Consider the following 26,251-nt stretch of genomic DNA (forward strand, 5'->3'; position numbering starts at 1 on the left):
TACTTCGGCCGCGCTCATGCCGCTTCCCCCTGCTGTCTGAGTTCTTCGACCAGGGCGTCGAGCTTGTCGCCGGCCATGCGCACGCACATGTGCTTGTTGTTCACCAGCATGACTGGCGCATCGCCGCAGGCGCCCATGCATTCGCCTTCGACCAGCGTGAACATGCCGTCTTCGGTGGTTTCCTGGAAATCGATGCCCAGCTTCTGCTTGAGATGATCGGCCGTCTTGACGCCGTCACGCAAGGCACAGGGCAGATTGGTGCACACCGACAGCGTGTAGCGGCCGACGGGCCGGGTGTGGAACATATTGTAGAAAGTGGCGACTTCCTGCACCGCGATGGGCGGCACGCCGATGTAGGCGGCCACGTCCTCGATCACTTCGGTCGAGACCCAGTTTTTTTCGTCCTGGGCTATGGTCAGCGCCGCCATGATGGCCGATTGTTTCTGGTCGCTGGGGAACTTGGTCAGTTCCTTGTCGATTTTCCTGTAGGCTTGTTCGGAAAGCAGCATGGTTCGAATCCGGTTTATTCCTTGGCTTGCGGGCTCGGTGCCTAGCGATCGATTTCGCCGAACACGATGTCCTGGGTGCCGATGATGGTGACCGCATCGGCGATCATGTGGCCGCGCGACATTTCATCCATGGATTCCAGGTGCGCAAAGCCCGGCGCGCGTATCTTCAGGCGGTACGGCTTGTTCGCCCCGTCGGAAATCAGGTAGATGCCGAACTCTCCTTTCGGATGCTCGACGGCGGTATAGGTTTCGCCCTCGGGCACGTGGAAACCTTCGGTGAACAGCTTGAAGTGGTGGATCAGGTCTTCCATGCCGGTCTTCATGCGTTCGCGCCTGGGCGGCGCGACCTTGTGGTCGTCGACGATGACCGGGCCGGGGTTGTTGCGCAGCCATTCCACGCACTGGCGGATGATGCGGTTGCTTTCGCGCATTTCGGCGATGCGCACCAGGTAGCGGTCGTAGCAGTCGCCGTTCACACCCACCGGGATGTCGAAGTCGAGACGGTCGTAGACTTCGTAGGGCTGCATGCGGCGCAGATCCCATTCAATGCCCGAACCGCGCAGCATCGGGCCGGTGAAGCCCAGGGCCTTGGCGCGCTCGGGGCTGACCACGCCTATGCCCACCAGGCGCTGCTTCCAGATGCGGTTGTCGGTCAGCAGCACTTCGTACTCGTCGACACAGGCCGGGAAGCGGTTGGTGAAGTCTTCGATGAAATCGAGCAGCGAGCCCGAGCGCGCCTCGTTCATGGCGCGCAGCTCTTTTTCGCCGCGGTACTTGCTGGACGCCCCGTACTGCGGCATGGAATCGGGCAGGTCGCGGTACACCCCGCCCGGACGGTAGTAGGCCGCGTGCATGCGCGCACCCGACACCGCCTCGTAGCAGTCCATCAGGTCTTCGCGCTCACGGAAGGCATACAGGAACACCGCCATGGCGCCCACGTCCAGCGCGTGCGAACCCAGCGACATCAGGTGGTTCAGCAGGCGCGTGATCTCGTCGAACATGACGCGGATGTACTGCGCGCGCAGCGGCACCTTGATGCCCATGAGTTTTTCGATGGCCATGACGTAGGCGTGCTCGTTGCACATCATGGACACGTAGTCCAGGCGATCCATGTAGGGCAGCGCCTGCAGAAAGGTTTTGTGCTCGGCCAGTTTTTCCGTGGCCCGGTGCAGCAGCCCGATGTGCGGATCGGCGCGCTGTATCACTTCGCCGTCCAGCTCCAGCACCAGGCGCAGCACGCCGTGCGCGGCCGGATGCTGCGGCCCGAAATTCAGGGTGTAGTTCTTGATTTCAGCCATGTTCTTCCAGTACGCCTTAACGCCCTATTCCGTAGCCGTCTTCACGCACCACGCGCGGGTTGATCTGCCGCGGCTCGATGGTAACGGGCTGGTACACCACGCGCTGTTGTTCCGGGTCGTAGCGCATTTCGACGTTGCCCGACAGCGGGAAGTCTTTGCGGAACGGGTGCCCGATGAAGCCGTAGTCGGTCAGGATGCGGCGCAGGTCGGGGTGCCCTTCGAACACGATGCCGTACAGGTCGAAAGCCTCGCGCTCGTACCAGTTGACGCTGGGCCAGACCTCGCACAGCGTGTCCACGATGGGGAATTCGTCGTCCTGGGCCCAGGTGCGTACGCGCAGGCGCCAGTTGTGCTTGATCGACAACAGCTGCGCCGCCACGGCGAAGCGCTGCGGATAATGCTGCGCCGCGTCGTCGAACGTGGGTGCGCGCCACGCGGAATAGTCCACGCCGCACAGGTCGAGGCATTCCTCGAAACCCAGCTCCGGCATATCGCGCAGTGTCTTGCAGGCTTCCACCCATTGCTCGGCCGGGATTTCCAGCGTCAGTTCGTCCAGGGCCAGGGTCAGCGCGGCGTCTTCGCCGAACTGTTTCAGTAGTTGCGTTTTGAGCGTTTCAAGCCGGGTCATGGTGCACTTGTACGTAGATGACAGCAGTGGGACAGCCGCAGCGGCCTGGTGCCGGCGGCGGCGCGCCCGCTAGCGGGCGATCGTGTTGGTAAGGCGGATCTTGTTCTGCATTTGCAGCAGGCCGTAGACCAGCGCCTCGGCCGTGGGCGGACAGCCTGGAACATAGACGTCCACCGGTACGATGCGGTCGCAGCCGCGCACCACCGAATACGAATAATGGTAGTAGCCGCCGCCGTTGGCACAGGAACCCATGGACACCACCCAGCGCGGCTCGGGCATCTGGTCGTAGACCTTGCGCAGCGCCGGCGCCATCTTGTTGCACAGCGTGCCGGCCACGATCATCAGGTCGGACTGGCGCGGACTGGGCCGGAAGATGATGCCGAACTGATCCAGGTCGTAGCGCGCCGCGCCGGCGTGCATCATTTCAACCGCGCAACAGGCCAGGCCGAAAGTCATGGGCCACAGCGAGCCCGTCTTGGCCCAGTTCAGGAACTTGTCCGCGCTGGTGGTGATGAAACCTTCTTTGAGTATGCCGTCGATAGCCATGATTGCCACCTAACCTCTAATAACCGTTTGTTGCCGGCATGCCTTACGGCATGCCATTACTGCCAATTTGCGATGTGCGCCGCCGGTGCATGCTGCCGCCCGTGCCGCCATGGCTCGCATCGCACACACACCGCCAGCCATGCCGCCGTGGCCCGCATATCGACTCACCGCCTTGTGCCTTTTGCCGACGGCCAGCCCACAAGCCCTGCCTGAGGACTGGCGCCACCGCGCATGCCCGCCGCAGCACGGGTCACTCCCAATCGAGTGCGCCTCGCTTCCATTCGTAGATGAAGCCCACGGTGAGCACCGCAAGAAAGATAATCACCGTCCAGAATCCCACCAGCCCCAGCGGGCCGCTGGCGATCGCCCACGGAAACAGGAAGGCGATTTCAAGATCGAACAAGATGAAGAGTATGGCCACCAGGTAGTAGCGCACGTCGTACTTCATGCGCGAGTCGCCAAAGGCCTCGAAACCGCACTCGTAGGGCGAGAGCTTCTGCTCGTCGGGCCGATGCGGCCCGATCAGCCGCCCTACCGACAACAGCGCCGCACCGATGAGCGTCGCAACGATGATGAAGAGCAGTACGGGAAAGTACTCTTGCAGATTCATACAGTGCACCCAAAGGGTCTATCTAAACTTATAGATTGTAGCATTTCGAGTGTGTCATCCGGCTGAATAGCAGCCAAGTGAATCATGGCCCGACCAAGCCCCGCAGCCACTCTTGCGAAAACGCCGGGCTCGCGGCAATCACGCGAAAGCCCAAGCCCCGCACGACTCGGCCCGCCAGTTCCCATCGCTTCCCGCTTCCATGCTACCCGGCTGACGAGCTCCACGCCCGGCTTGTATGGCGACTCGCGCCATAGGCCGAACTCGCGGGCGCACATCAACGCCCTCGCCTCGCGCCGGACACTCCCGACGATCCGTGGCCGCACCACGCCGCTCGCAGCGCCCATGAAAAAGCCACCCCGAAGGGTGGCTTCATGCCCGGGCCGAGGCCCGGACTTGTTCTGCAACCAGCCCGGAAAACCGGGCCGGCTCGGCGCATGGACTAGCCATGCACACCGATTAGAACATGTGGCGGATGCCGACGCCGATCGCGGTCGACTTCACGTCGTCAGCAAAGTACATGTTCTTGCCATACGAACCGATCGCGTACAGGTTGGTACGCTTGGACAGGTTGTAGGTGTAGCCCAGGCTGTAGACTTGTTGCTTCTTGGCGTCCCAGCCGAGGTTGCCACTGTTGGTGGCATCAGCCATCTGCCAGGAGGCCAGGATCTTGCCGTTGCCGATAGGAGCGGACACACCAACCAGGTAGCTGTTGACCTTCAGGCCGTCGATATTTTCCAGAACACCGATCGAATCGTCGGTGCTGAAGGAAACGCCAGCGCCCGGAGCTTGAACTTGCATCAGGCCGTTACGAGTTTGACCGAAGCCCAGAGAAACCTTGGCAACTTCGAAGTCGTAGCCAACGCCCAAGTTCCACTCGTTGATGGCGGAGTCGAAGTTGGCATCGTTGTCGTAGCGGTCATACGTCAAAGCAGCCGAAATCGGGCCGTTGGCGTAGCGCAGACCGGTGGTGAAGCCACGAGTGTTCGTGTCGGACTGACCATCCAGCTTCCAATCTTGGGAGCCGTTAGCATTGAAGGTGTAGCCGATACCGAACTGGAAGCCCGAGAAGTTCGGGGTTTGGTACAGAACCAGGTTATCCAGACGCATCGTGTTAGCCGACGAGAAGGACGCACCCAGGTTGGCTTGGCCGAAGCCGTTGCTGAACGGGTCAATCACGCCGCCCAAGTACTTGGACGCGATGTTGGTTTGACGACCGAAGTCCAATTGGCCCCAGCTGTCGCCGGCCAGACCGATAGTGGCTTGACGACCGAAGAGTCGGTTATGAGTGCCGTTGCCTTGAGCCGAGTAGCCGTTCGAGCTGTCGAAGCCGCTTTCCAACTGGAACACAGCGTGCAGGCCGTTACCCAGATCTTCAACACCCTTCAAGCCCCAGCGGTTGCCGGACTGCGTGCCGTTGATCATGCCGAAACGAGTAGCCTTGTCGCCACCTTGCTTGATTTGGTTGTAGCCGATACCAGTATCAATGATCCCGTACAGGGTCACCGAAGTTTCTGCTTGAGCAGCGCCAGCAAAGCCGACGACTAGAGCAGCAGCGAGCAGAGTCTTTTTCATGTAAGAAATCTCCGTAGATTTGAGTAACTGAGAACGGCGATCAACCTTTACGTCCTGCCGGTCTTTCTAACTCCGCGATGGGAAGTTGGTGCTATTGCATCAAAATTCGCGGCCCCTGGCTATTGTCCAACAGACAAATGCTTAACTTTTCCTGAGAATTGTTGGCTAGACACAACAACATCCCATTTTGAGCCCCTAAAACATCAGGGTTTACCCTGGTATTTGTGTGGCTTTAACACTACATCCTGCATCACTCGAAAGGCGCCGAAAAATATTCAGAAAAATTCGAGCTTATACAAATAAACCTATGTTTTTACTGTGACTTTTCAGGACATAAAACCACCTGCCACAGCACCCTTGGAAGGGCCGCGGCCGGGCTTTTCCAGCCCTTGAGGGGATGAAATCCCACGCTACCGAACCCTTGGCCACTGACTGGTAAACCGCCCCAGGCGTAGCGCCGCGGATATAGCTACCCCGGTATAACCGCCCCAGGTATGGCTACCCCCCAAGCCGGGTGCAGCCCACCCCAGATACAGCCGCCCTTGGCTCATGCCGCAGGCTCAAGCAAAACGGCGGCCGCAAAGCCACCGCCCGTACAAGACTACCACATCCCCCGCCTGCCATCGGCCCTGCAACACACAAAGAGCCGACAGATATGTAAAAGCGGCAGACATATATATATTAGATCAGACACGTGGATACCAGGCGCTAGGAAGCCGCAAGTGCCGGAAAAATTTCAAGCCGCACGCTGGTAATACAGGTTTTGCGGGTGGCGCGCCTCGGTGAAAAAGAACCAGCGCTCGGCCACCAGGCCGGCGTACTGGATCAGGAAAGCCACGGCCAGCAAGACAATGAGCCCCGACATGGGCCCTGCGGCGGCATACGCCTGCGGCAGGGACGAAGCCAGCAGCACGAAGGGCACCACGAACGCGCCCAACAGAAAGCCGTACTTGACCGTCTGTACCGTGCCTGGGGTCTTGCCATGAAAGAATTCACGAGTATTGAAGGCGCTGGCGGTGAAGCCGCGCGACACCTGGCGGATTTTGTCGGAACGGATGCCCGTGGCGCTTTGCAAGGTGGACTTGGGGTGCAGGCGCGCATTGCGCACCAGCGAGGCCAGTCGCGACACCAGGCCGGCCGCTGTCAGCACACAGGCCCAGACGGCCATCAGGCCCGTCAGGCCTGGCGCGAAGCACGCCGCCGCCAGCGTCGCCAGGGTACAGCCCGAGGCGCATCCCAGCAGCACAAAATTCACCATGGTCAGCGGGCTGGCCCATTCCTGCAGGAAACGCAGGCAGGCATAGATCATGGATGTACAGACGAACAGCACCGCGGCGGCCAGCACGGCCAGCAATCCAAGCACCAGGACGGCGCCGGCCGGCCACCCCAGCAAATGGCCACAACCATACAAGAAGGCAAGCGCCAGGAAGGCGGGCAAGGCCAGGCATTCGCGCGACAGCCAAGAGGTGCGCCACATGGCCACCGCGCGCCAGGCGCGCTCTGGGTGGCCCAGGTGGAAGAACGAAGCCAGCAGCCCCAGGGCGCCCAGCACCACCGCTGCCGCGGCGCCGGCTATATAGAACGCCGCAGCGGGGGCCGGCACGCTGCCGCTCGCGGCCAGGCACTGCACCACCACCAGGGCCAGCAGCAGCCCCTGGGCCGCACCGCACAATGTCGTCAGGAACACGACCGAAAAAGCAGGCCGCATGGGGCTATCCTCCTTGCGCTCGGCGCGCGGCGCACCCGCGCGCCGCCGCAACCTTGCCAAATATCATGAATCAAATCACCTGGTGCCGGGCTCACGCCCGGCCCCGTCCCACGCCTACGTCCAAACCCAAATCCAAACCCAGATCCAGATCCAGATCCAGATCCAGATCCAGATCCAGACCGCAGCCTAAGCTCTGGCCGCCGCAGCGGCCAGGTCGATGCGGCCGCTGTCGAGCTGCCCTTGCAGGCCGGTAGCGGGCACCGCCGAACCGCTTGCCGACGCGCCGTCCGACCCGCAGCCGCAGGACTGCGTCGAGCAGCCCGAGGCCTGCGTCTTCTGGCGCGGCAGGTAGTGATTGGCCGGGCGGGTGCCCCACTCCGGCATCAACTGGTAGCCGCCGCGCTCGCGTATCGCCCGCGATACTTCGGAATCGGGGTCGTGGATATCGCCGAACAGGCGCGCCGAGGTCGGACAGGCCAGCACACAGGCCGGCTTGCGGTCGCGTTCAGGCAAGGCCTGATTGTCGATGCGATCCGAACACAGGGTGCACTTGGTCATTTCCTTGCGCTTCGGATCCAGCTCGCGCGCCCCATAGGGACAGGCCCAGGTACAGTAGTTGCACCCTATGCAGCGGTCATAGTCGACCAGCACCAGGCCGTCGGACTCGCGCTTGTAGCTGGCGCCCGTGGGACACACCGGCACGCACGGAGGGTCTTCGCAATGCAGGCACGACTTCGGGAAGTGCACCGTTTCGCTGAAGGGGAATTCGCCCGCCTCGTAGGTCTGCACCCGGTTGAAGAAGGTGCCGCAAGGATCGGCGTCGTAGGCCTGCATGTCGGCCAGGCTGCCCGCCTCGCCCGAGGTATTCCATTCCTTGCAGCTCGTTACGCAGGCATGACAGCCCACGCAGACGTTCAAATCTATGACCAGCGCCATCTGTGTCATGGTGTGTATCCTTGCATGATGTCTCCTGCCGCGCCTTGGCTTCCAATGCCCGCCGGGCCATGCTCCGGGCGCCCGTTCGAAGCTTCCGCGCCCGCCGGCTGGGCCGCTACCGCGGGTATTCCTGCCGCGCCCGCCCTTTGCGATGCCGGCCCAGGCATCGCGCCGGCATGAAAAGAAGCCGCACGCCGATACTGCAGCGCGGCCCTCATTTGCTGCGCCCCGCCACCCTGCGCAGCCTGGCGGCGAATTCGCCGCGGCCGGCGAAATAGGCCTGGGTCAGCCGCGTCACCACGCTCGCCGAGCCCGGCATCGGCTTCATGGGCGCGAACTGCGGCAGCGTGCCCTGCTCTTCGGCCTGCGCCGGATAAATGCGCACCCGCAGGTCGTACCAGCCAGCCTGGCCGGTGACAGGGTCGGAGTTCGACAGCGGCATGCCGCCATCTTCGGCCGGCAGCTCGTCGGTGATCAGGTGATTCAGCAGGAAGCCGCGCTGCGACTCGTTGGCCTGCGGCCCCAGGTTCCAGGCTCCGGCCGCCTTGCCGATGGCATTCCAGGTCCATACCGTGCCCGGCTCGACCGCCTCGCTGTAGCGCGCCATGCAGCGCACCTTGCCCCATTGCGACTCTATATACATCCAGCCGCCGTCGGCGATGCCCTGCTCGGCCGCGATCTTGGGGTTGACGAACAGATAGTTCTCGCCGTGGATCTGGCGCAGCCAGGCGTTTTGCGAATCCCAGGAGTGATACATGGCCATGGGCCGCTGCGTGACGGCCGCCAGCGGGTAGCGCTGCGCGTCGACGGACTTGTGCTCGACCGGCTCGTGCCAGAACGGCAGCGGGTCGAAGTAGTGTTCGACGCGCGCGCGCAAGTGGTCGGGCGGCTGGCGCCCCGCGCGCCGGCCCTGGGCGGCCAGGCGGAACTTCTGCATGACGTCGGAATACAGCTGGATCACGATGGGCGTGTCGAACTTGCGCAAGCCGTTCTGCGCGGCCCATTTCAGGTAGGGGCCGTTGCAGTTGCGCATGTACTGCCATGATTCGGGCAGCACGTGGTGGTAGTAGCAATCGTGGCTGGCGTATTGCTCCCACTGGCGCGGGTTGGGCTCGCCCACCAGTGCCTTGTCGCCGTCCTTGCCGCGCCAGCCGATCAGGAAACCCACGCCTGAATCGGGCGCCGTCTGGAAATTGACGATGAAGTCCGTATAGCCGCTGTAGCGCGGCGTGCCGTCTTCTTTGGTGAAGGCCGGCAGGCCGATGCGCGCCGCCAACTCGATCAGCACGTCCTGGAACGGCCGGCACTCGCCCGTGGGCGGCACCACCGGAATGCGCACCGAGTCCACCGGCCCGTCGAATTCGGAAATCGGCCGATCCAGCATGGACATGACGTCGTGGCGCTCGAGGTAAGTGGTGTCGGGCAGGATCAGGTCGGCAAAGGCCGTCATCTCGGACTCGAAGGCGTCGCACACCACCAGGAACGGGATGCGGTATTCGCCGTCCTCGCGCTTGTCGGCCAGCATCTTGCGCACCCCGGTCGTGTTCATGGACGAATTCCAGGCCATATTGGCCATGAAGATCATCAATGTATCGATGGGGTACGGGTCGCCGCGCCAGGCATTGGTGATGACGCTTTGCATGATGCCGTGCACCGCCAGCGGGAATTCCCAGGAAAAGGCCTTGTCGATGCGGGCCGGGCGGCCCTGCTCGTCGACGAACAGGTCTTCCGGAGCCGCCGGCCAGCCCAGCGGGCCGGTGGCCAGGGGCGTGTTGGGCTTGATGACGGACGGGTCGTTGGGCGGCTTGGCCGATGGCGGCACCGCTCGCGGGTACGGCGACTTGTGGCGGAAGCCCCCCGGGGTGTCGATAGTGCCCAGCAGCGTCATCAGTATCGACATCGCGCGTATGGCGTGAAAACCGTTGGAGTGCGCCGCCAGGCCGCGCATGGCATGAAAGGCGATGGGCGCGCCGCGCACCTTGTCGTGCTCCACGCCCCAGCAGTCAGTCCAGCGTATCGGCAGTTCCACCTGCTGCTCGCGCACGGCGGTGATCAGCTCGCCGGCCAGCCGTCGTATGGTGTCGGCCGAAATACCCGTGATCTGCGCCGCCCATTCGGGCGTACAGGAAGCCACGCGTTCGCGCAGCAGCGCGAAGGCCGGCACCACGGGCGTGCCGTCATCCAGCGTGTAGCGGCCGTCGAGCGCCGGCTCGGCGCCCGGGGCGTGATGCAGCACCGCGCGGCCGGTGCGCTTGTCCCACCAGCGGCGGTTTTGCGGAAACAGGGAATTCTGTTCGGGGCTGGCCGCGTCCTGCACGAACAGGCCAAAGGTGTCGCTGTCGGTGCTTTGGTCGATAAGCTCGCCGGCATTGGTGTAGCGCGCCACGAACTCGTGGTCGTAGGCGTCCTGCTCGATCAGCTCGCGGATCAGCGCCATGAACAGCGCGCCGTCGGTGCCGGGGCGGATGGCGATCCATTCATCAGCGATCGCCGCATAGCCGGTGCGCACCGGATTGATGGCAATGAAGCGGCCGCCGGCGCGCTTGAACTTCGAGATCGCGATCTTCAGCGGGTTCGAATGGTGGTCTTCGGCCGTGCCGATCATCAGGAACAGCCGGGCGCGGTCGAGGTCGGGGCCGCCGAATTCCCAGAACGAGCCGCCCATGGTGTAGATCATGCCGGCGGCCATATTGGACGAACAGAAGCCCCCGTGCGCGGCGTAATTCGGCGTGCCGTACTGCTTGGCGAACAAGCCGGTAAGCGCCTGCATCTGGTCGCGCCCGGTGAACAGGGCGAACTTGGCCGGGTCGGTAGCGCGCAGATGCGCCAGGCGCTCGGACAATACCGAAATGGCGTGTTCCCACGACACTGGCTCGAATTGGGCGGTACCGCGCTCCGTACCCGGCTTGCGCATCAGCGGCCGGGTCAGGCGCGCCGGCGAATACTGCTTCATGATGCCCGAGGAACCCTTGGCACAGATCACCCCCTGGTTCAGGGGGTGGTTCGGGTTGCCGTCGATGTAGCGCACTTCCCCGTCACGCAAATGCACCCGTATGCCGCAACGGCAGGCGCACATGTAGCATGTGGTGGTCTTGACTTCCAGGGATTCCTGCTGCGTGCGATGCCCGTGCTCCATGCAATTGTCTCCAGTCTCGATGGCGCAACAGCCCGCTCCGGATTCTGCGCCGGATGGATACGCCTTTGGCGTACAGGCCGCGAAATGCCGGCACGGACATCGGTAAACCGATAAACCAAGTGCCGAAATTCAGAAAAAACACTGGAATATAAAGTGGGACATGGGCGCTGCCCCGGGGCATGAACACGCCCCCACTTCCGGCTCGGCAACAAAGCCAAGCCCCTCAATGTTCAATTTATATTACTACTTAAAGTAGTAAATAAATTCATTTTTGGAATAAAGAAAATTGACATGAGGAATAAATAAAATTGATACGATAGCTCGCTGAAAACCAGGAATCGAGCATAGTCCACCCGGCAGGTGGCCAGGTCGGCTTGCCTGCGGACGGATTCGCCGCCGGGTCGCCGGATCGAGGGATAAATAGGCCGATGCGGCGGCAACGATGGGGACAATGGCGCGGCGGCCCGGTGGTGCCGACGGATCGGCGGCTTTAAAGGCCGCCGAAAATACGGTTCAATTCCCCACCAGGCATGGCCGCGGCCAGGCCTGCGAACGAGCCGGCTTTCATCTGCTGCATCGCCGGCAGCAAGGCACCCCAGCCGACACGAGCCAGAGCGCCCCCGACGCTGATGCGCCGTACACCCAGGTCGGCCAGCTCTGCAGCCGTCATGCCAGGATCCATGATCAACACATTCACCGGCTTGGGCGCCAGCGCCCGCACCATGGCCGCGATATCTTCTGCTTTGCGCACCCCCGGCGCATACAGGCAGTCGGCCCCGGCTTCCGCGAATGCTTGCAGCTTGTCGATAGCCGTACCGAGACTTGCGGGATCCGTCAGCAGACCCTCGGTGCGGGCCACCAGCAAGACATCGCAACCGGTCGCATCGATCGCCGCGCGCGCGGCGCGGATGCGCTCCACGGCCAGCGGCTTTTCGTACAGCCCCGCCTCCACGCCTATTTCCCTGTCTTCGATGGACAGGCCGGCCACACCGGTATGCACCGCCAACTCGACATTGGCCGCCACCTCTTCGGGCGACGCGGCAAAGCCCGACTCGAAGTCGGCATTGACCGGCAGATTCACGGCCGCGCACAAGGCGCCGAGATGCTGCAGCACGTCGTCGCGCGTCACCGCATAGTCAGGGCGCCCGGTACTCCACGCGTAGCCCGAACTGGTCGAGGCCAGCGCGGCAAAGCCCAGGTGCTGCAGCATGCGGGCACTGCCCACGTCCCAGGGGTTAGGCAGAACGAAACATCCCTGCGCATGCAGGGCCCTGAAAGCGGCACGCCGCTCGGCGATGGTATGGGGCATGGCGACCTCGGCGAAAAAATCAGACGAACAAGAGGGTATGGCAGGATCAGCAAAACGACCCATGACAACGGAAGGATAATCCCGAACCGGGGCGCGCGGCGCTGGCGGCGTTGCCCCCTGTCACCCTATTGACTTGCGTCGGGGGCCAGCGTATTCTCAATTGCATTCAAATTGAATTCAATTTGAATGCAATATGGAAAATCTTATGCAGCCAGGTCGAACGTCATGAGATCAAGCTCAACCACACACCCCAACAAGGCCTATGCCCACCTCCGGGAAAGCATCCTCAAACGGGAATACCTGCCCGGGCAGCGGCTGGTGGCGCAAGAAGTCGCAACCGAGCTCGGCTTGAGCCGCACACCGGTCAGGGAAGCCCTGGGCTTGCTGGAACAGCACGGCCTGGTAGAACAGACAGGCTGGGGCTTCATCGTGCGGCAAATGACTCTGGGCGACATTGAAGATCTGTTCGACGCGCGCGAAATCATCGAGCTGGAAGTCGCCCGCAAAGCGCTCACGAAGGTCGACGACGAGTGGGTCAATCAACTCAGGGGAATCGTGGCCAGGACACGAGGCCATCTGGCCGCCGGCAAGCCGATAGAGTCGATAAGAGCCGCCCGGCAACTTTATGTTTCCGTTGCCGAACGGGCCGGGAACAAAGTTCTGGCGCAGATGCTTGCCGGCATCAATGACCAGATCGAGCTCGTCGGCGGCGCCTTGGTTTCGCGACATCCAGAGCGAGCGGATGAAATCCTTCTGGAAAATGAAAGCATCGTCGACGCCATAGCGCAAAAAAATATCGAAGGCGCCATGGCCGCCATCAGGGATCACATACATAAAAGCCGGCGGCTGCACCTGAACACCACGTCCGCGATCCTTGCGGCCTGATTTCCAAAGCCGGAAACAAAAGAGCGGCGGTATCCATCACTTTCTTTGCGGAGGAGCAAATGAAAATATTCAAGATCTTCAGTTTTTTGTTGTTGTCCTGCACCTTATTCGCAGGCGCGGCCAGGGCCGGCGAATATCCGAGCAAGCCCATACATCTGGTCGTGCCGCTGGCGCCTGGCGGTACCACCGACATCATCTCCCGCCTGCTGGCCAAACAAATGGCCGGCATCCTGGGGCAAGCCATCGTCATCGACAATCGCAGCGGCGCCGGCGGCACGATTGCATCGAACGAAGTGGCGCATGCGGCCCCCGATGGCTACACCATATTGATGGGAACCATAGGCACCATGGCCGTCGCTCCCGCCATGTACCGCCATTTGCCCTACGACCCCGACAAGGACTTCTCATTGATATCTTTGGTCAACACGGGGCAATTCGTTCTGGTGGTGAACCCGAAGGTCGAGGCGAAGAATTTCTCGCAATTCCTCGCTCTGGCGAAATCAGAGCCCGGCGCCATCAATTTCGGGTCGGCCGGCAACGGCAGCACCCCGCACCTGGGAATGGAACTGCTGCAAAGCATGGCCGGCATCAAATTGGTTCATGTGCCGTATCGGGGCAGCGGGCCCATGGTAACGGCAGTGGCGGGAGGGCAAGTTCAATGCGGCATGCCGGATATCCCCTCGGCATTGTCGCTTATCCAGGCCGGGCGCTTGCGTGCGCTTGCGGTAACCGGCGAGGCACGCTCGACCGCGCTGCCTGACGTGCCCACCATTGCCGAAAGCGGGTTCAAGAATTTCAATGTCACCGTCTGGCTCGGGCTCGTGGCGCCACGCGGAACACCCGCCCCCATCGTGGAAAAGCTCAACCACGCGGTCAAGCTCGCCTTGCAGGACAAGGCATTCATAAAAAGGCTGGCTGAAATCAGCTCCACGCCAAATTACTCGACGCCGGCCGAATTCGAGACGTTCTACAAATCGGAAAGGAAAAAATGGGCTCAAGTCGTAAAAGAGTCCGGAGCCGTTATCAATTAATACATGCCGCCGAGGCACACGACGCGATGAGGAAAAAATGTCCAATACCGCAGCAACACTCAAGAAGCCCTTCGAATCAAACAGCTATCGCCTGAGCTCTCAAAGAGCCCGGCGCCTCGAGCCCGTTTCCGACTCCAGTGCATGGAGGCTGGCGGACTTCCAGTCGCGTGACGACTGGATAATACAGCTGGATCAATCGCATCTCGACGAAATCGAAGCGATGATCAACAGGCTCGTACAGCAAGGGAAAACTATCCATTCGGTAGGCAAAGAAGATTTCCAGACTGGCAATTTTTCCGCCTTTCTGCAGAATTTCTGCCGGGAAGACATTGCAAAAAGAGGATTCGGCCTGCTCCGGGGGTTCCCGGCGCGCGACTACAGCACAGAGCAAATAGAGATGTTCTTCTGGGGCGTAGGGATGCTGATGGGCAAATGCGTTTCCCAAAATGCGGCCGGCGATCGCCTCGGGCACGTACGCGACCAGGGCCTGGACTACAACGCACTAAACGTGCGCGGATACCAGACGCGCTCGCACTTGCCTTTCCACTGCGACCCATCCGACATCGTCGGCCTGTTCTGCCTGAACAAGGCTAAGTCCGGCGGCCTCAGCTCGGTGGTCAGCGGCATATCGATGTACAACGAGATACTTCGCGAGCACCCTGAATATTTGGATCTTTTGTACCGCGGGTTCATATATGACAGACGCGGCGAGGAAACCGAATTCCAGTCCTCGTTAAGCGATTTTGTGCCGGTATATGGCTACTACGGCGGCGATCTAAGTATTCGCTACGTCCGTAAATCCATGGAGACTGCAATGCAAAAAGCAGCGACCGACTTTAGCGACGAAGAATATAAGGTACTGGACTACATGGAAGAACTGTCGCACCGCGAGGATCTGGTCTACTCGATGATGCTGGAGCCCGGCGACATGCAATTCTGCAACAACTATCTAGTCCTGCACTCCAGAACAGACTACGAAGACCATGAAACGCTGCCCGATAAACGGCACATGCTGAGGCTGTGGGTTCAAATCCCCGAGATCCGCGCCCTGGCGCCGGAATTCATTGAACTGGATACACGCTCGGGCTGGAGCCGCCGCGAAGGTATTCCTGCCACACAAGCGGCACGACGCAACAGCGCTCGAGAATATGCCTGAAGCGGTAATGTCAGCGGCTTCCCTTCGCCAGGCGAAGCCGGCCTTTTTACACGAGCCGTTCCCAGGCATGCGCGAAGCCGCGGGTCGCTGCCAGGTTCCACCGCCCACTGGCATGCGCGGCTCGCAGGCCGCGCATGCATAAAGACGCAGGCATGCCCAAGCTGGAAAAGGCTGGGCGCGATCAATATACCGGTGTGTCGGCCGCCTGCTCCGCCAGGAACAATGCAGCCTCGAGGCCGGCCGTAGGGCCGCCCAGATCGCGCGTCAAGGACAGTGCCGTTCGCAGCAGAGGAATACGCATCGCCTGTACTTTTTCCTCTGAGTAACGGAAAGCCGGCCCGGTGATGGCCAGCGCGCCTTCCAGCTTGTCGCCCATGGAAAATACGGGCGCCGCAACCCCTGCGGTATCGGCTTCTATCTCGCCCCGCGTCACACAAAAGCAGGTACGCCGCAGCTCCTCTCCTTCCGGCGTGCCGGCCGCCCGGCTGAATGCGACCATGACTCTTCCTGCGGCACCGCGCGCCAGCGGCAACAAGTCCCCGATCCGCACGTGATCCCTAATCTTTTGCGGCGAATCTACCCGATACACGCATATGCGCAGATCGCCCATGGGTACATTGAAGGAAGCGCTTTCGCCCGTCGCCTGAACCAGGCCGCGCAATGCCGGATTGATCAATTCGGCAGGCTGAACCCACTTCTGGTAAAGACTGCCCAAGTGCAGCGCGGCAGCGCCCACATGATAGCTGCCGTCGCCCTGCTGCCCCACGTAGCCGAACTTCTCCAGGGTGCCCAGCAGGCGCAGCAGTGTGCTCTTGTACATGCCTGTACGGCGTGAAATCTCTGCCAGGGACTGAGCCGGACTGGCCTCGAACGTGGCGAGAATGGTCAAAGCCCTTTCCAAGGTCGCAACGCTTTTGTCTTCCTTGCCCTCAGATGTCATCGCATTCTCCCCACAAAAAATAGCAATCGGCATTGACGCTACAGTTTTTCTAATGATAGCATTCTGCATCTACAGAACACTGTTCTCTTTTAACGAATCAATGTTCTAGAAAACGCACAACCCAAAGAAGGATGCAGGCTTAAATGAACAGTATGGAAACACCGGTTTTGATAGTAGGGGGCGGCCCGACCGGCCTCGCACTGGCGGCGGATCTGTCTGCCAAAGGCGTGCGCAGCGTGCTCGTGGAGACACGAACCGAGCCAACCGCCCACCCGCGCGCCACCCTGCTGGGCAGCCGCTCGATGGAATACTACCGGCGCCTGGGCCTGGACGACGAGATCGTCCGCAACAGCCTGCCCCGCGAACACGGCTACCGCATCGTGTTCGCGACCCGCCTGTCGGGCAAACTGCTGCATGCGCACGCCAGCCCGTCACCCAACGAATATATGGCCGCGCATCGGGAGATGCGCACCGACGTGCCCGAGTCGGGATGGACGCCGTACTACAAGGTACAGATCGGCCAGCACGCGCTCGAGCCCATCATCAAGCGATGGGTGCTCCGGCAGGGGTCGACGGACGTCCGGTACGGTACCGAATTCGTATCCTTTGAACAGGACGAACAAGGGGTCAGCTCGGTAATACGCGACTTGGCCAGCGGCCGCGAGACCCAGGTGAGGTCACGCTTCCTGGTCGCCTGCGACGGCGGCCGCAGCGCCATCAAAGCGACCCTGGGCATCCCCTACACCGGGCGCGGCGCCATGCGCCGCAACGTCAGCTACCTGTTTCGCAGCAAGGCGTTTCTCGAATACGCCACGGCGGCGGGATGGGCGAACCTGTACTTCATCTTCCGCCCGGGCGCTTTCGGCGTGTTCACCAACATCAATGGCGGCGAAATCTGGAATTACCAGAACTACGTGCTGGATGGCGAGGCGGAAGGCAGCGAGCGGGATCCTGCGGAACAGATCCGCGACGCCATGGGCGCCGATTTCCCTTTCGAGATCCTGCAGGTCATGCACTGGTCCCATCACCAGTCGGTGGCCGATCGCTTCCGTGCCGGCAATGTGTTCCTGGCCGGCGACGCGGCGCATCTGTTCTGCCCGACCGGCGGTATAGGCATGAACACCGGCATTGCCGATGCATTCGACCTGGGCTGGAAACTGACGGCTGTGCTGCGCGGCTGGGGCGGCCCGCATCTGCTCGACTCCTACGAGTGGGAGAGGCGCTTCGTGGCCATACGCAATACGATCGCGGCGGCCGCCAATGCCGACCGCATCGACGCCATGATGAAAGTCACGCCGCAGGGCCTGGAAGAGGAAACGCCGCAAGGCGACGAGCTACGCACACAGTTCGGGCGCCGCCTGCGTCAAACGTCCCGGCAGTTCAATACGGCCGGCCTGCACCTGGGCTACCGCTACGGCGACTCCTTCATCGTCGCGGCCGATGGCACGGCAGAGCCGCCGGACGATCCGCGCATCGTCTCGCAGTCGAGCTGGCCGGGCTGCCGCGCGCCCCACGTCTGGCTGGAACCCGGCAAATCCACGCTCGACTTGTACGACGGCAGCGCTTATGTGCTGGTCAGGCTGCCGGGCGCTCCCGACAGTGCGGCCTTCGGCGCGGCCGCCGACAAGCGTGGCATTCCCTTCACGCCGGCGGACGTCGACGAGCGAGCCCGGGCTCTGTACGAGAAAGCGCTGGTGCTCGTACGCCCCGACGGGACAGTCTGCTGGCGCGGCGATGCCGTACCCGAGGATGTGGACGCGGTCTGGGACACTGTCGCGGGCTTCCGCGCGCCGGCTTGAATAGTCCAGGAGCAATCATGAAACTGATCCGCTACAACAATGGCCGCATAGGTGTCGTGCAGGACGACCATGTGTTCGACATTACAGATGCCGTCCAAGAGAATCCGGACGCCTGGCCGCCAGCGGGAATTTGCCGGGTGATACGCGACTTCGGGCAGTATGGTGACGCGATCCGGCAAGCCATGGCGCGCGGCGGCTCCGTGCCGCTGGATTCGGTACGCCTCGAAACTCCGGTGCCCTGGCCGAACAAGCTCATGGCGTACCCGGTGAATTATCACGACCACGCCAAAGAGATGGCCTCGCGCGGACTGGCCAACGTACAGGGCTATTTCCTGAAATCCAACTCTTCGATATCGGGGCCCGCCGATCCGATCGAGCTGCCGGCGCTACCGGGGCGCGAAGTCCACCACGAATGCGAAATCGCGCTCGTCATCGGCAGACAGGGCCGGCAGATCGCGCGCGCCGAGGCGTTGGATTATGTATTCGGTTATTCCTGCCTGCTGGACATGACGGTGCGCGGCAAGGAAGAACGCGTGTTCCGCAAGTCGTACGACAGCTTCACCCCAGTCGGCCCATGGATCGTGACGGCCGACGAAGTGCCGGATCCCGCCAACATCAATATGAAGCTGTGGGTGAACGGTGAACTGCGCCAACAGGCCAATACACGCGACCTGATCGTCGACATTCCCGGCATGATCGAAGTGGCCTCGTCCGCCTCGACGCTGTATCCGGGCGACTTGATCGCCACAGGCACTCCTGCGGGCGTGGGGCCGGTGCGGGACGGAGACATCATCACCATCGAAGTCGAACACGTGGGACGCATGTCGATCCCCGTGCGCCAGGGAAATCGCGGCGCCAACATCGTGTTCGAGAAACCTTACGAGTTCGTACGGGCAACGTAAAGGAAATTGATCATGGCAGAAGCAGCACGCACGCAAACGACTCAAGACATCTGCGACCTGGACAGCCTGTATCCGGTTCTGAACCGCGAGTCCTATACGGCCGGCTGGCACAAGGCGCGCCCTTCCCTATGGAAGGAGCCGGTCTCGTCCTACAAGCCGCGCCACTGGCGCTATGAAGAAGCGCGCAGATACATTGACTTGGCTGCCCGGTGGATAGGCACGGACAAGGCCGAACGGCGCAATCTGCTGATGTTCAACCCGGTCGGCGACAATGATTATGCGTCGCTGCCGAATCTGGTTGCCGCCTACCAGATGCTTCGGCCGGGCGAACACGCGCGGGCGCACCGCCATACGCCCAATGCACTGCGGCTGGTTCTGGAAGCCCACGAAGAAGTCTATACCGTGGTGGACGGCGTCCAGCTTCCCATGGTGCCCGGCGACGTGCTGCTGACACCGGGCTGGGCCTGGCACAGTCATTTCGACAACGGCAGGCACGACGCCTACTGGATCGACTTCCTGGACGTGCCGCTGGTTCATCGCCTGGAGTCCATGTTCTTCGAACCGCACCCCGATCAATACCAGGCCGTCGAGGCAAGGCCGACCGTATCGCCAATGCGTTTCAGCGCCGCCGACCAGGATCGGCTTCTGCAAGACAGCCCCGACAACGCAAGAGTCCGCAGCGTCAGGCTGGACACGCCCTCGATGCGCACGATCGCCCTATCCGTGATCCAGATAAGCGCCGCAGCACAAACTCCTCGCCGGCGCGAGGCGTGCTCGCGCCTGTTCGCCGTCATTACCGGACGAGGAACCTTTCAGGTCGGAGAACAAGCCTATGCGTGCGAGGCCGGCGACGTCGTCGCCGTTCCGATCTGGACTGCGTACCAGTATTCGGCAGACAGCGAGACACGGCTGCTGGAAGTGTCCGACGAGCCGGTGCAGCAGATGCTTGGCCTCTTCAGGGCGGAAAACGCCGGCTAAGCAAACGAAGGACATGGCCGCTCGCCGGATATCGCCCCGGAGATACTTCACCCGATCGACCCATCGACTGATCGACTGATCGACACCCCCTAAATCATCAAGCAATCGAGGAGACATATTCATGCTCAAAAGCAACGTAATCCGATCCAGGCTGGCACTGATAGGCCAAAGCGCAGCCGGCGCCCTGCTGGCCTTGGCCGCGGTCACCAGCAGCGCCGCCAGCACATACCCCGACAAGCCTATTCGAGTGATCGTGCCATTCCCGGCCGGCGGCGGTACTGACATTGCCGCCCGCTTGATCATGCCGGCATTCTCCAAAGAGCTGAAGCAATCCGTCATCGTCGAGAACCGTGCCGGCGCCGCAACCGTGATCGGCACGGAAGTGGTCGCCAACGCGCCCGCGGACGGCTACACCCTGCTGTACACATCCAGCGCCTTCACGGCCAATGCATCGCTGATGCGCAAGCTTTCCTACGACCCCTTGACCAGCTTCTACCCGATCGGGTGTGCGGCGCTGCATCCTTTCGTGCTCGTCGCCAACCCTTCCGTTCCGGCGAACAATCTGAAAGAACTGATCAGCTATGCCAAGCAGAACCCGGGCAAGCTGAATTACGCATCGGCGGGGCCGGGCAGCACACAACATCTGGAAATGGAATTGCTCAAGCGCCTGGCCGGCCTGGACATCGTCCACGTCCCTTACCGCGGCAGCTCTCCGGCCATGACCGATTTACTAGGGGGCCAGGTGAACATCATGTTCAACGGCGTTTCCCCCACGCTGGCCTATATCCGCAGCGGCAAGCTGAAAGTATTTGCCACCGACTCGAACCGGCGGCTGGAACTCTTGCCGAACGTACCCACCATGGCGCAGGCCGGGGTGGCCGGCTTCAACTTCACGACGTGGTCCGGGCTGCTGGCACCCAGCAAGCTTCCGCCCGAAGCGAAGGCCGTGCTGGATGCCGCCTGGAAGAAGGCAATGGCAAAGCCCGAAGTACAAAAAGCGCTGGCGCAGCGCGGCCTGGTACCGAACTACCTGTCTCCCTCGGATTTTGCGCAAATGCTGCGCAAGGACAAGGCCCAGTGGGCGGAACTGGTACGAGACGCCCACGTCCAGCCGCAATAATCGCCGCCGCCCTAACGGCAACCGGCCGGCCACGACCGGCCGGTCTATGCGAACGGGCCAAGATGGCCTTCCCGGCCATAACCGGGAAGGCCATCTCTCTTTCAGCCCTTTCTTGACCGCCATACTCTTTCGCACGCGTCGTCAACGGCAAGAAAGGCACAGGAAAGCCAGCCCTTACTCACGTGCGGGCGCTGGTCTTGGGTATAGAATCTTCGGTGATCACGGGTCGCCCGCGCGACAGGTTCCATACAACCCAATAACGCCAGAGCCTATGTCCCACTACGATATCCAACTGCTGCTCACTGCCCTGGTGAGCGTCCTTGTTCTGGTGGCGCTGATCGTCTCGCGCCTGCGCGTCCACCCGCTGCTGGCTCTGCTGATCGTCTCCATCGGCGTAGGTGTCGCCACGGGCATGGCGCCGGGCGACATCGTCAAGAACATCACCGACGGCGCCGGCAAGACACTCGGAGCCGTAGGCGTGGTGATTGCCCTGGGCGCGATGCTGGGCAAGATTCTCGCGGATTCGGGCACGACCGAGCACCTGGCCAACGCAATCCTGCGGCGCTCGTCCGACCGCATGATCCCTTGGGCCATGACACTGGTGGCCTTTGTCATCGGCATCCCCATGTTTTTCGAAGTCGGGTTGGTAGTGATGCTGCCCCTGATCTTCAGCGTGGCGCGCAAACTGGAAAGCCGCGAGAAGTTCAAGGGCTCGGGCTATGTGTACGTGGGCGTACCGGTAATTTCGGCGCTGGCAGCCATGCACGGCATGGTGCCGCCCCACCCCGGCCCGCTTACCGCGATTGCCGTCCTGCATACCTCCGTCGGGCCGACGATGCTATACGGCTTCGTGGCGGCAATTCCCGCCATGGTATTAGGAGGCCCGCTGTACGGCGCCTTCATCACGCCGCGCATGAACGTCCGCCCCGACGCGGCGCTGCTGGATCAGTTTACCACCGCCACCAGCAAGCCGGCCGACGCCCCGCAGAGCGCGCCCAGCACCGGGCTAGGCGTGTTGTCCGCTTTGCTGCCCGCAATTCTGATGCTGCTGCATGCGCTGGCCGAAGTGCTGCTGCCGAAAGACTCCGGCTTGCTGCATATCGCCGCCTTCCTGGGCAACCCGCTGATCGCCATGCTGCTGGGCGTCGTGTTCGCGGCGATCTTCCTGGTCGATACCCACGGCGGCGACCCCGAACAACTGCGCAACGCACTGGGCCAAAGCCTCAAGCCCATTGCGGGAATCATGCTCATCATCGCCGGTGGCGGCGCCTTCCAGCACGTGCTGACCGCCGCCCAGGTGGGCACCGCCATCGTGCACATGACCCAGCAGTTTCACCTGCCGCCGCTGATTCTGGGGTGGCTGATCGCGATGCTGCTGTCGGTCTCAACCGGCTCGGCCACCGTGGGCATCGTAGGTGCCGCCGGCTTGCTGGCGCCGCTGGTCGGCGCCGACCCGGCGCTGAACGTACCGCTGCTGGCCCTGGCCATCGGCTGCGGCTCGCTGTTCTTCAACTACGCCAATCATGCCGGGTTCTGGATGGTGAAGGAATCCTTCGGCATGAGCATGGGCGAAGCCACCAAAACCATTACCGTGGTGCAATCCATCGTATCGCTGGTGGGGCTGGTGATGGTGCTGCTGTTCGATTTGCTGCCGAAACTGGGATGAGCGAGGCGGCCGGTACTTCGGGCGGCCGCTAGAAAGCATTTTTGGTTCAAGCCTTTACACCCTTCGGGGCACGGCTTCAGACAAGTACCGCGGAAAATCCGTAAACTTTTGAGCCCAAATTGCTCCAGGCCAGGATGAAAGTATTCCCTGTCGGGGGAGTACTTTAGAAACTACTCAAAATCGTACTCAAAAGCGCCAAATTCCCGGCCAAATTCCCGGCCAAGAGCCGGGCTCCACGACGACAAAAAACCCGCAAGGCCAATAACCGTGCGGGTTTCCGTTCAATTTCGTACAGTATCGTTCACTGCTGTGGTGCCGACGGCGAGACTCGAACTCGCACAGCTTTCGCCACTACCCCCTCAAGATAGCGTGTCTACCAATTCCACCACGTCGGCATAGCCCATAATTCTTTGCAAAAAGGGCTGCCCCTTTTTGCAAAGAACGAAATTCTAGCATGAAAAGCCCAGTGCTTCGGGCGTTGAGAGCCACATTCCTGTAGCGTGCGCTGTATGGAAAACAGCACGGTAGCCGCCCCGCAGACGCCGCCGCTGCGGGCGGCGGCTCTGACGCTTGCCGGCTACTTGGCCTGCGAGGAAGAGCCCGCTTTTTTATCGTCGCTACCAGCAGGCGGGTTCGCCGCCTTGTTGTCGGCGGAAGGCGCTGCGGCGGGGGCGGCCATGGACGGCGCCTCGGAAGACGGCTTGCCATTGCTTGCCGGCGCTGCGGGAGTGGCGGCAGTTGCGGGGGAAGCAGGCACGGACGGCACGGCGGCGCTGGCAGCAGCTCCGCCGGCAGCTTCACCGGTAGCGGGCGCCTTCGGCGCCGGCGCGCTGCTGGGCACCGAGGGCACGGCCGAACCTGTGGCCGACGGAGCCGGGGCGGCAGGCGCTTCCTGCTTGAAGCCCTTCATTACGCCTGCATCGAGCGGCGACGTACTGGGATGGTGCGCGATATAGGCCAAGCCGCCAGTGGAGGCAAAGAAGATGATGGCCGCCCACTTGGTGGTGCGCGAAAGGAAGTTGGCCGCACCGCTGGCGCCAAACAGGCTACCGGCCGAGCCGCTGCCGAAGGCCGAGCCCATTTCGGCGCCCTTGCCCTGCTGCAGCAGTACCAACACGATGATGGCCAGCGACGAAACGACTTGTATCGTCAGAAGAAGAGGAGACAACCATTGCATGTAGAAAACTCCGAAGCCTATGCGGCTGCAATACGTAGAAATTCCTGAGCCACGAGCGACGCGCCGCCCACCAAGGCGCCGTCGATATCGCCCATGGCGAACAAGCTGGCGGCGTTGGACGCTTTGACGCTGCCACCATATAGGATGCGAGTCTGCTGCGCCCCGGCATGGGCCAAGCTGGCGCGTATGCCGGCATGCACTTGCTGCGCCTGCTCGGGCGTGGCGGTACGGCCGGTGCCTATTGCCCACACGGGTTCATAGGCGACCACGATTTTAGCCAGTGCCTGAGCCCCCAAGGCCAGCACCGGCGCGAGCTGCTGCTCTATGATCTGGGCCGTCTGGCCGGCTTCTTGTTCGGCCAGGGTTTCGCCCACGCAGACCACAGGAGCCAGGCCGCCAGCCAGGGCCGCCACGGCTTTTTCAGCCACCAACTGGCTGCTTTCGCCATGCATGCTGCGGCGTTCGGAATGGCCCACCAGCACCCAGCGGCAGCCGAAATCGGCCAGCATGGCCGCCGAGACCTCGCCGGTGTAGGCGCCTTGCGCATGGGCGCTGACGTCCTGCGCCCCCCAAGAGATGTGGCTGCCGGCCAGCGCCACGCTGACCTGCGCCATATAGGGAAACGGTGCACAAACAGCAATCTCGACGGCTGGATCGGCCTGCCCCAGGCGCAGGCCGGTCAGCAGCTCGGCGTTGGCGGCCAGGCTGCCATGCATTTTCCAGTTGCCCATTACCAGGCGCGTACGGGATTTTTTGGTAGCTGTCATAAAGAATGGCAAATGCGCATGCGTGCAGGCGCAAAAAATCGCGGTGAGCCGCGTCCAAAATTGGATAAACTTGGCATTGTAGCGTGGCGAGGCCATGTTCGCCTAATAACACCTAATACCAATACCGCAGAGCTGGCGCTATATGCGGCATGCGCACGACGGCGCCGGCCTCGACTGCCTCGGCCAGGGCGGGCCCATTAAAGCGCCTGGCCTGAATTAAGGTTTTCCGGCAGCTTTTTGAATTTCAGCCAACCCCGACATCAGGCACCCTCATCCGCCCGGCACTACCCGCGGCCAGCCCAGAAAAACAGGCGCGCGGGCAAGCCGGCAAAGCCATCTTTTACACAGAACTACATCGTCAGCACGATCTTGCCGATCTGCTCGCCGGATTCCATCATGGCGTGCGCGTCGCAGGCGCGCGCCAGGGGAAAAGTGGCGTGCACGACCGGCCGGATCATTTTTGCTTCCAGCAGCGGCCAGACGTGGCGGCGCAGCGCCTGCGCAATCGCACCCTTGAAGGCGACGGGCCGCGGGCGCAGGGTCGAGCCGGTGACCGTCAGGCGGCGGCGCAGGATCTGGTCGGCGCTAATGGTCGCCTTGGAGCCGCCCAGCAAGGCAATGATGACGGCGCGGCCGTCGTCGGCCAGGCACTTCAGGTTGCGGTTGATGTATTCACCCGCCACCATGTCCAGGATCACGTCCACGCCCTTGCCGCCAGTGGCCTTCTTGACCTCTTCCACATAGTCTTGCGTGCGATAGTTGATGCCCAGCGCCGCACCCAGCCCTTCGACCGCGCGGGCGCGCTCGTCGCTGCCCACCGTGGCATACACCGTATTGCCCATGGCCTTGGCCAGCTGTATGGCCGTAGTGCCGATGCCGCTGGCCCCGCCATGCACCAGCAGGGTCTCGCCAGCGGACAAGCGGCCGCGGTCGAACACATTGCTCCAGACCGTGAAATAGGTTTCAGGCAGGCCTGCGGCTTCGATCTCGGTCAAGCCCGCCGGTATAGGCAAGCACTGTTCCGCAGGCGCGACGCAGTACTCGGCGTAACCGCCGCCGGCAATCAGGGCGCAGACTTTGTCACCCGCCTTCAGGCCGCCAGCCGCGGGATCGCCGCCGACAATTTCACCGGCGACTTCCAGGCCCGGCAGGTCGGACGCCCCCGGCGGCGGGGCGTAATTGCCCTTGCGCTGGAATACGTCGGGACGATTGACCCCCGCCGCGGCGACCTTGATCAGTACCTCGCCAGCCTTGGGTTCGGGCGTGGGGCGCTCCACCGGCACCAGCACCTCGGGGCCCCCAGGATGGGAAATTTCAACTGCTTGCATGACGACTCCTGTGTCCAAATTGCCTGAAGCAAAGTTCGATTATCGCAAAAGCCGCGAGCCAAGTGATGGCGCAGACAGAGACCGCCCGGCAGGCGGCCGGTGACTCCCGACGCCTCCCCCACTCCCTCCTCCCGACATCGCGGCGGCGCGACCGCCACGCCACCAGCGCATCAGCCGGACAGACAATCGGGATTACATGCGCTACACTTTTGTGCTTTTCAGCCCGCGAACTACCGAAATGCCCTTGCCT

At 62.2% G+C, this 26,251-nt stretch carries 23 protein-coding genes and 1 tRNA gene; 9 read left to right on the forward strand and 15 right to left on the reverse strand.

The window, feature by feature from the left end; translation table 11 throughout:
- Positions 1-14 precede the first annotated feature (14 nt).
- The 7 genes from nuoE to CEY11_RS17600 form a co-directional block, all read right to left on the reverse strand.
- Positions 15-509 carry an NADH-quinone oxidoreductase subunit NuoE gene (nuoE, locus tag CEY11_RS17570; RefSeq protein WP_088604724.1) on the reverse strand — a complete coding sequence of 165 codons (495 nt, stop codon included), beginning with the start codon at positions 507-509 and terminating at the stop codon, positions 15-17.
- Between the two features lie 41 nt (positions 510-550).
- Positions 551-1,807 carry an NADH-quinone oxidoreductase subunit D gene (locus CEY11_RS17575; protein ID WP_088604725.1) on the reverse strand — a complete coding sequence of 419 codons (1,257 nt, stop codon included), beginning with the start codon at positions 1,805-1,807 and terminating at the stop codon, positions 551-553.
- Positions 1,808-1,823: 16 nt separating this feature from the next.
- Entirely contained in the window at positions 1,824-2,435 is a 612-nt protein-coding gene (locus CEY11_RS17580; RefSeq protein ID WP_088604726.1) for an NADH-quinone oxidoreductase subunit C, read from the reverse strand.
- A 69-nt stretch (positions 2,436-2,504) separates the two neighbouring features.
- Positions 2,505-2,981: a NuoB/complex I 20 kDa subunit family protein gene (locus CEY11_RS17585; protein WP_017524972.1), complete on the reverse strand. Its 477-nt coding sequence runs from the start codon at positions 2,979-2,981 to the stop codon at positions 2,505-2,507.
- Positions 2,982-3,231: 250 nt separating this feature from the next.
- Positions 3,232-3,591, reverse strand: a complete 360-nt coding sequence (locus CEY11_RS17590; RefSeq protein WP_088604727.1) for an NADH-quinone oxidoreductase subunit A — start codon at positions 3,589-3,591, stop codon at positions 3,232-3,234.
- A gap of 456 nt (positions 3,592-4,047) precedes the next feature.
- A complete protein-coding gene (locus CEY11_RS17595) occupies positions 4,048-5,163 on the reverse strand; it encodes a porin (RefSeq protein WP_088604728.1) in 1,116 nt (371 codons plus the stop codon).
- A 736-nt stretch (positions 5,164-5,899) separates the two neighbouring features.
- Positions 5,900-6,871, reverse strand: coding sequence for a dimethyl sulfoxide reductase anchor subunit family protein (locus CEY11_RS17600; protein ID WP_088604729.1), 972 nt, complete (start codon positions 6,869-6,871; stop codon positions 5,900-5,902).
- On the opposite strand from CEY11_RS17600, the gene CEY11_RS25420 reads away from it, so the two are divergent.
- Positions 6,870-7,061 (forward strand): hypothetical protein, encoded by a 192-nt coding sequence (locus CEY11_RS25420; RefSeq protein ID WP_088604730.1) that lies wholly within the window; start codon positions 6,870-6,872, stop codon positions 7,059-7,061. The two genes, CEY11_RS17600 and CEY11_RS25420, sit on opposite strands and share 2 nt — an antisense overlap.
- Here CEY11_RS25420 and CEY11_RS17610 read toward each other — a convergent pair.
- The 3 genes from CEY11_RS17610 to CEY11_RS17620 form a co-directional block, all read right to left on the reverse strand.
- Positions 7,058-7,816 carry a 4Fe-4S dicluster domain-containing protein gene (locus CEY11_RS17610; RefSeq protein ID WP_088604731.1) on the reverse strand — a complete coding sequence of 253 codons (759 nt, stop codon included), beginning with the start codon at positions 7,814-7,816 and terminating at the stop codon, positions 7,058-7,060. The genes CEY11_RS25420 and CEY11_RS17610 overlap by 4 nt on opposite strands.
- Before the next feature lie 205 nt (positions 7,817-8,021).
- Positions 8,022-10,943, reverse strand: coding sequence for a molybdopterin oxidoreductase family protein (locus CEY11_RS17615; RefSeq protein ID WP_088604732.1), 2,922 nt, complete (start codon positions 10,941-10,943; stop codon positions 8,022-8,024).
- Positions 10,944-11,433: 490 nt separating this feature from the next.
- Entirely contained in the window at positions 11,434-12,252 is an 819-nt protein-coding gene (locus tag CEY11_RS17620) for an isocitrate lyase/PEP mutase family protein (protein ID WP_088604733.1), read from the reverse strand.
- Between the two features lie 225 nt (positions 12,253-12,477).
- Here CEY11_RS17620 and CEY11_RS17625 point away from each other — a divergent pair, with 225 nt between their 5' ends.
- From CEY11_RS17625 to CEY11_RS17635, 3 genes are read left to right on the forward strand one after another with little or no spacing between them, the layout of a single operon-like run.
- Positions 12,478-13,137 (forward strand): GntR family transcriptional regulator, encoded by a 660-nt coding sequence (locus CEY11_RS17625; RefSeq protein ID WP_158215359.1) that lies wholly within the window; start codon positions 12,478-12,480, stop codon positions 13,135-13,137.
- 59 nt (positions 13,138-13,196) lie between these two features.
- Positions 13,197-14,168: a Bug family tripartite tricarboxylate transporter substrate binding protein gene (locus CEY11_RS17630; protein ID WP_088604735.1), complete on the forward strand. Its 972-nt coding sequence runs from the start codon at positions 13,197-13,199 to the stop codon at positions 14,166-14,168.
- A 37-nt stretch (positions 14,169-14,205) separates the two neighbouring features.
- Positions 14,206-15,324 (forward strand): TauD/TfdA family dioxygenase, encoded by a 1,119-nt coding sequence (locus tag CEY11_RS17635; protein ID WP_088604736.1) that lies wholly within the window; start codon positions 14,206-14,208, stop codon positions 15,322-15,324.
- A 181-nt stretch (positions 15,325-15,505) separates the two neighbouring features.
- On the opposite strand, the gene CEY11_RS17640 is transcribed toward CEY11_RS17635, so the two are convergent.
- Positions 15,506-16,264 carry an IclR family transcriptional regulator gene (locus tag CEY11_RS17640; protein ID WP_158215360.1) on the reverse strand — a complete coding sequence of 253 codons (759 nt, stop codon included), beginning with the start codon at positions 16,262-16,264 and terminating at the stop codon, positions 15,506-15,508.
- Positions 16,265-16,407: 143 nt separating this feature from the next.
- Here CEY11_RS17640 and CEY11_RS17645 point away from each other — a divergent pair, with 143 nt between their 5' ends.
- From CEY11_RS17645 to CEY11_RS17665, 5 genes are all read left to right on the forward strand, one after another.
- Entirely contained in the window at positions 16,408-18,063 is a 1,656-nt protein-coding gene (locus CEY11_RS17645; protein WP_088604738.1) for an FAD-dependent monooxygenase, read from the forward strand.
- A gap of 17 nt (positions 18,064-18,080) precedes the next feature.
- Positions 18,081-18,965 (forward strand): fumarylacetoacetate hydrolase family protein, encoded by an 885-nt coding sequence (locus tag CEY11_RS17650; protein WP_088604739.1) that lies wholly within the window; start codon positions 18,081-18,083, stop codon positions 18,963-18,965.
- 12 nt (positions 18,966-18,977) lie between these two features.
- Positions 18,978-19,943, forward strand: coding sequence for a cupin domain-containing protein (locus CEY11_RS17655; RefSeq protein WP_088604740.1), 966 nt, complete (start codon positions 18,978-18,980; stop codon positions 19,941-19,943).
- Between the two features lie 121 nt (positions 19,944-20,064).
- Positions 20,065-21,063 carry a Bug family tripartite tricarboxylate transporter substrate binding protein gene (locus CEY11_RS17660; protein WP_088604741.1) on the forward strand — a complete coding sequence of 333 codons (999 nt, stop codon included), beginning with the start codon at positions 20,065-20,067 and terminating at the stop codon, positions 21,061-21,063.
- Positions 21,064-21,334: 271 nt separating this feature from the next.
- Positions 21,335-22,729: a GntP family permease gene (locus CEY11_RS17665; RefSeq protein ID WP_088604742.1), complete on the forward strand. Its 1,395-nt coding sequence runs from the start codon at positions 21,335-21,337 to the stop codon at positions 22,727-22,729.
- 310 nt (positions 22,730-23,039) lie between these two features.
- On the opposite strand, the gene CEY11_RS17670 is transcribed toward CEY11_RS17665, so the two are convergent.
- From CEY11_RS17670 to CEY11_RS17685, 4 genes are all read right to left on the reverse strand, one after another.
- A tRNA-Leu gene (locus tag CEY11_RS17670) sits at positions 23,040-23,124 on the reverse strand.
- A 182-nt stretch (positions 23,125-23,306) separates the two neighbouring features.
- On the reverse strand, positions 23,307-23,906 hold the full coding sequence (gene secG / locus CEY11_RS17675) for a preprotein translocase subunit SecG (RefSeq protein WP_088604743.1): 600 nt from the start codon (positions 23,904-23,906) through the stop codon (positions 23,307-23,309).
- Positions 23,907-23,923: 17 nt separating this feature from the next.
- Entirely contained in the window at positions 23,924-24,673 is a 750-nt protein-coding gene (tpiA, locus tag CEY11_RS17680; RefSeq protein ID WP_088604936.1) for a triose-phosphate isomerase, read from the reverse strand.
- Positions 24,674-25,023: 350 nt separating this feature from the next.
- Entirely contained in the window at positions 25,024-26,001 is a 978-nt protein-coding gene (locus tag CEY11_RS17685; RefSeq protein ID WP_088604744.1) for an NAD(P)H-quinone oxidoreductase, read from the reverse strand.
- Between the last annotated feature and the right edge of the window lie 250 nt (positions 26,002-26,251).

Source organism: Candidimonas nitroreducens, from assembly GCF_002209565.1.
In the GTDB taxonomy this organism is placed as follows: Bacteria; Pseudomonadota; Gammaproteobacteria; order Burkholderiales; family Burkholderiaceae_B; genus Candidimonas; species Candidimonas nitroreducens.

Bases quoted from the DNA above. Each gene is read 5' to 3' on its own strand.
- nuoE (WP_088604724.1), bottom strand. From the start codon at position 509: ATGCTGCTTTCCGAACAAGCCTACAGGAAAATCGACAAGGAACTGACC.
- CEY11_RS17575 (WP_088604725.1), bottom strand. From the start codon at position 1,807: ATGGCTGAAATCAAGAACTACACCCTGAATTTCGGGCCGCAGCATCCG.
- CEY11_RS17580 (WP_088604726.1), bottom strand. From the start codon at position 2,435: ATGACCCGGCTTGAAACGCTCAAAACGCAACTACTGAAACAGTTCGGC.
- CEY11_RS17585 (WP_017524972.1), bottom strand. From the start codon at position 2,981: ATGGCTATCGACGGCATACTCAAAGAAGGTTTCATCACCACCAGCGCG.
- CEY11_RS17590 (WP_088604727.1), bottom strand. From the start codon at position 3,591: ATGAATCTGCAAGAGTACTTTCCCGTACTGCTCTTCATCATCGTTGCG.
- CEY11_RS17595 (WP_088604728.1), bottom strand. From the start codon at position 5,163: ATGAAAAAGACTCTGCTCGCTGCTGCTCTAGTCGTCGGCTTTGCTGGC.
- CEY11_RS25420 (WP_088604730.1), top strand. From the start codon at position 6,870: ATGGGGCTATCCTCCTTGCGCTCGGCGCGCGGCGCACCCGCGCGCCGC.
- CEY11_RS17600 (WP_088604729.1), bottom strand. From the start codon at position 6,871: ATGCGGCCTGCTTTTTCGGTCGTGTTCCTGACGACATTGTGCGGTGCG.
- CEY11_RS17610 (WP_088604731.1), bottom strand. From the start codon at position 7,816: ATGACACAGATGGCGCTGGTCATAGATTTGAACGTCTGCGTGGGCTGT.
- CEY11_RS17615 (WP_088604732.1), bottom strand. From the start codon at position 10,943: ATGGAGCACGGGCATCGCACGCAGCAGGAATCCCTGGAAGTCAAGACC.
- CEY11_RS17620 (WP_088604733.1), bottom strand. From the start codon at position 12,252: ATGCCCCATACCATCGCCGAGCGGCGTGCCGCTTTCAGGGCCCTGCAT.
- CEY11_RS17625 (WP_158215359.1), top strand. From the start codon at position 12,478: ATGAGATCAAGCTCAACCACACACCCCAACAAGGCCTATGCCCACCTC.
- CEY11_RS17630 (WP_088604735.1), top strand. From the start codon at position 13,197: ATGAAAATATTCAAGATCTTCAGTTTTTTGTTGTTGTCCTGCACCTTA.
- CEY11_RS17635 (WP_088604736.1), top strand. From the start codon at position 14,206: ATGTCCAATACCGCAGCAACACTCAAGAAGCCCTTCGAATCAAACAGC.
- CEY11_RS17640 (WP_158215360.1), bottom strand. From the start codon at position 16,264: ATGACATCTGAGGGCAAGGAAGACAAAAGCGTTGCGACCTTGGAAAGG.
- CEY11_RS17645 (WP_088604738.1), top strand. From the start codon at position 16,408: ATGAACAGTATGGAAACACCGGTTTTGATAGTAGGGGGCGGCCCGACC.
- CEY11_RS17650 (WP_088604739.1), top strand. From the start codon at position 18,081: ATGAAACTGATCCGCTACAACAATGGCCGCATAGGTGTCGTGCAGGAC.
- CEY11_RS17655 (WP_088604740.1), top strand. From the start codon at position 18,978: ATGGCAGAAGCAGCACGCACGCAAACGACTCAAGACATCTGCGACCTG.
- CEY11_RS17660 (WP_088604741.1), top strand. From the start codon at position 20,065: ATGCTCAAAAGCAACGTAATCCGATCCAGGCTGGCACTGATAGGCCAA.
- CEY11_RS17665 (WP_088604742.1), top strand. From the start codon at position 21,335: ATGTCCCACTACGATATCCAACTGCTGCTCACTGCCCTGGTGAGCGTC.
- secG (WP_088604743.1), bottom strand. From the start codon at position 23,906: ATGCAATGGTTGTCTCCTCTTCTTCTGACGATACAAGTCGTTTCGTCG.
- tpiA (WP_088604936.1), bottom strand. From the start codon at position 24,673: ATGACAGCTACCAAAAAATCCCGTACGCGCCTGGTAATGGGCAACTGG.
- CEY11_RS17685 (WP_088604744.1), bottom strand. From the start codon at position 26,001: ATGCAAGCAGTTGAAATTTCCCATCCTGGGGGCCCCGAGGTGCTGGTG.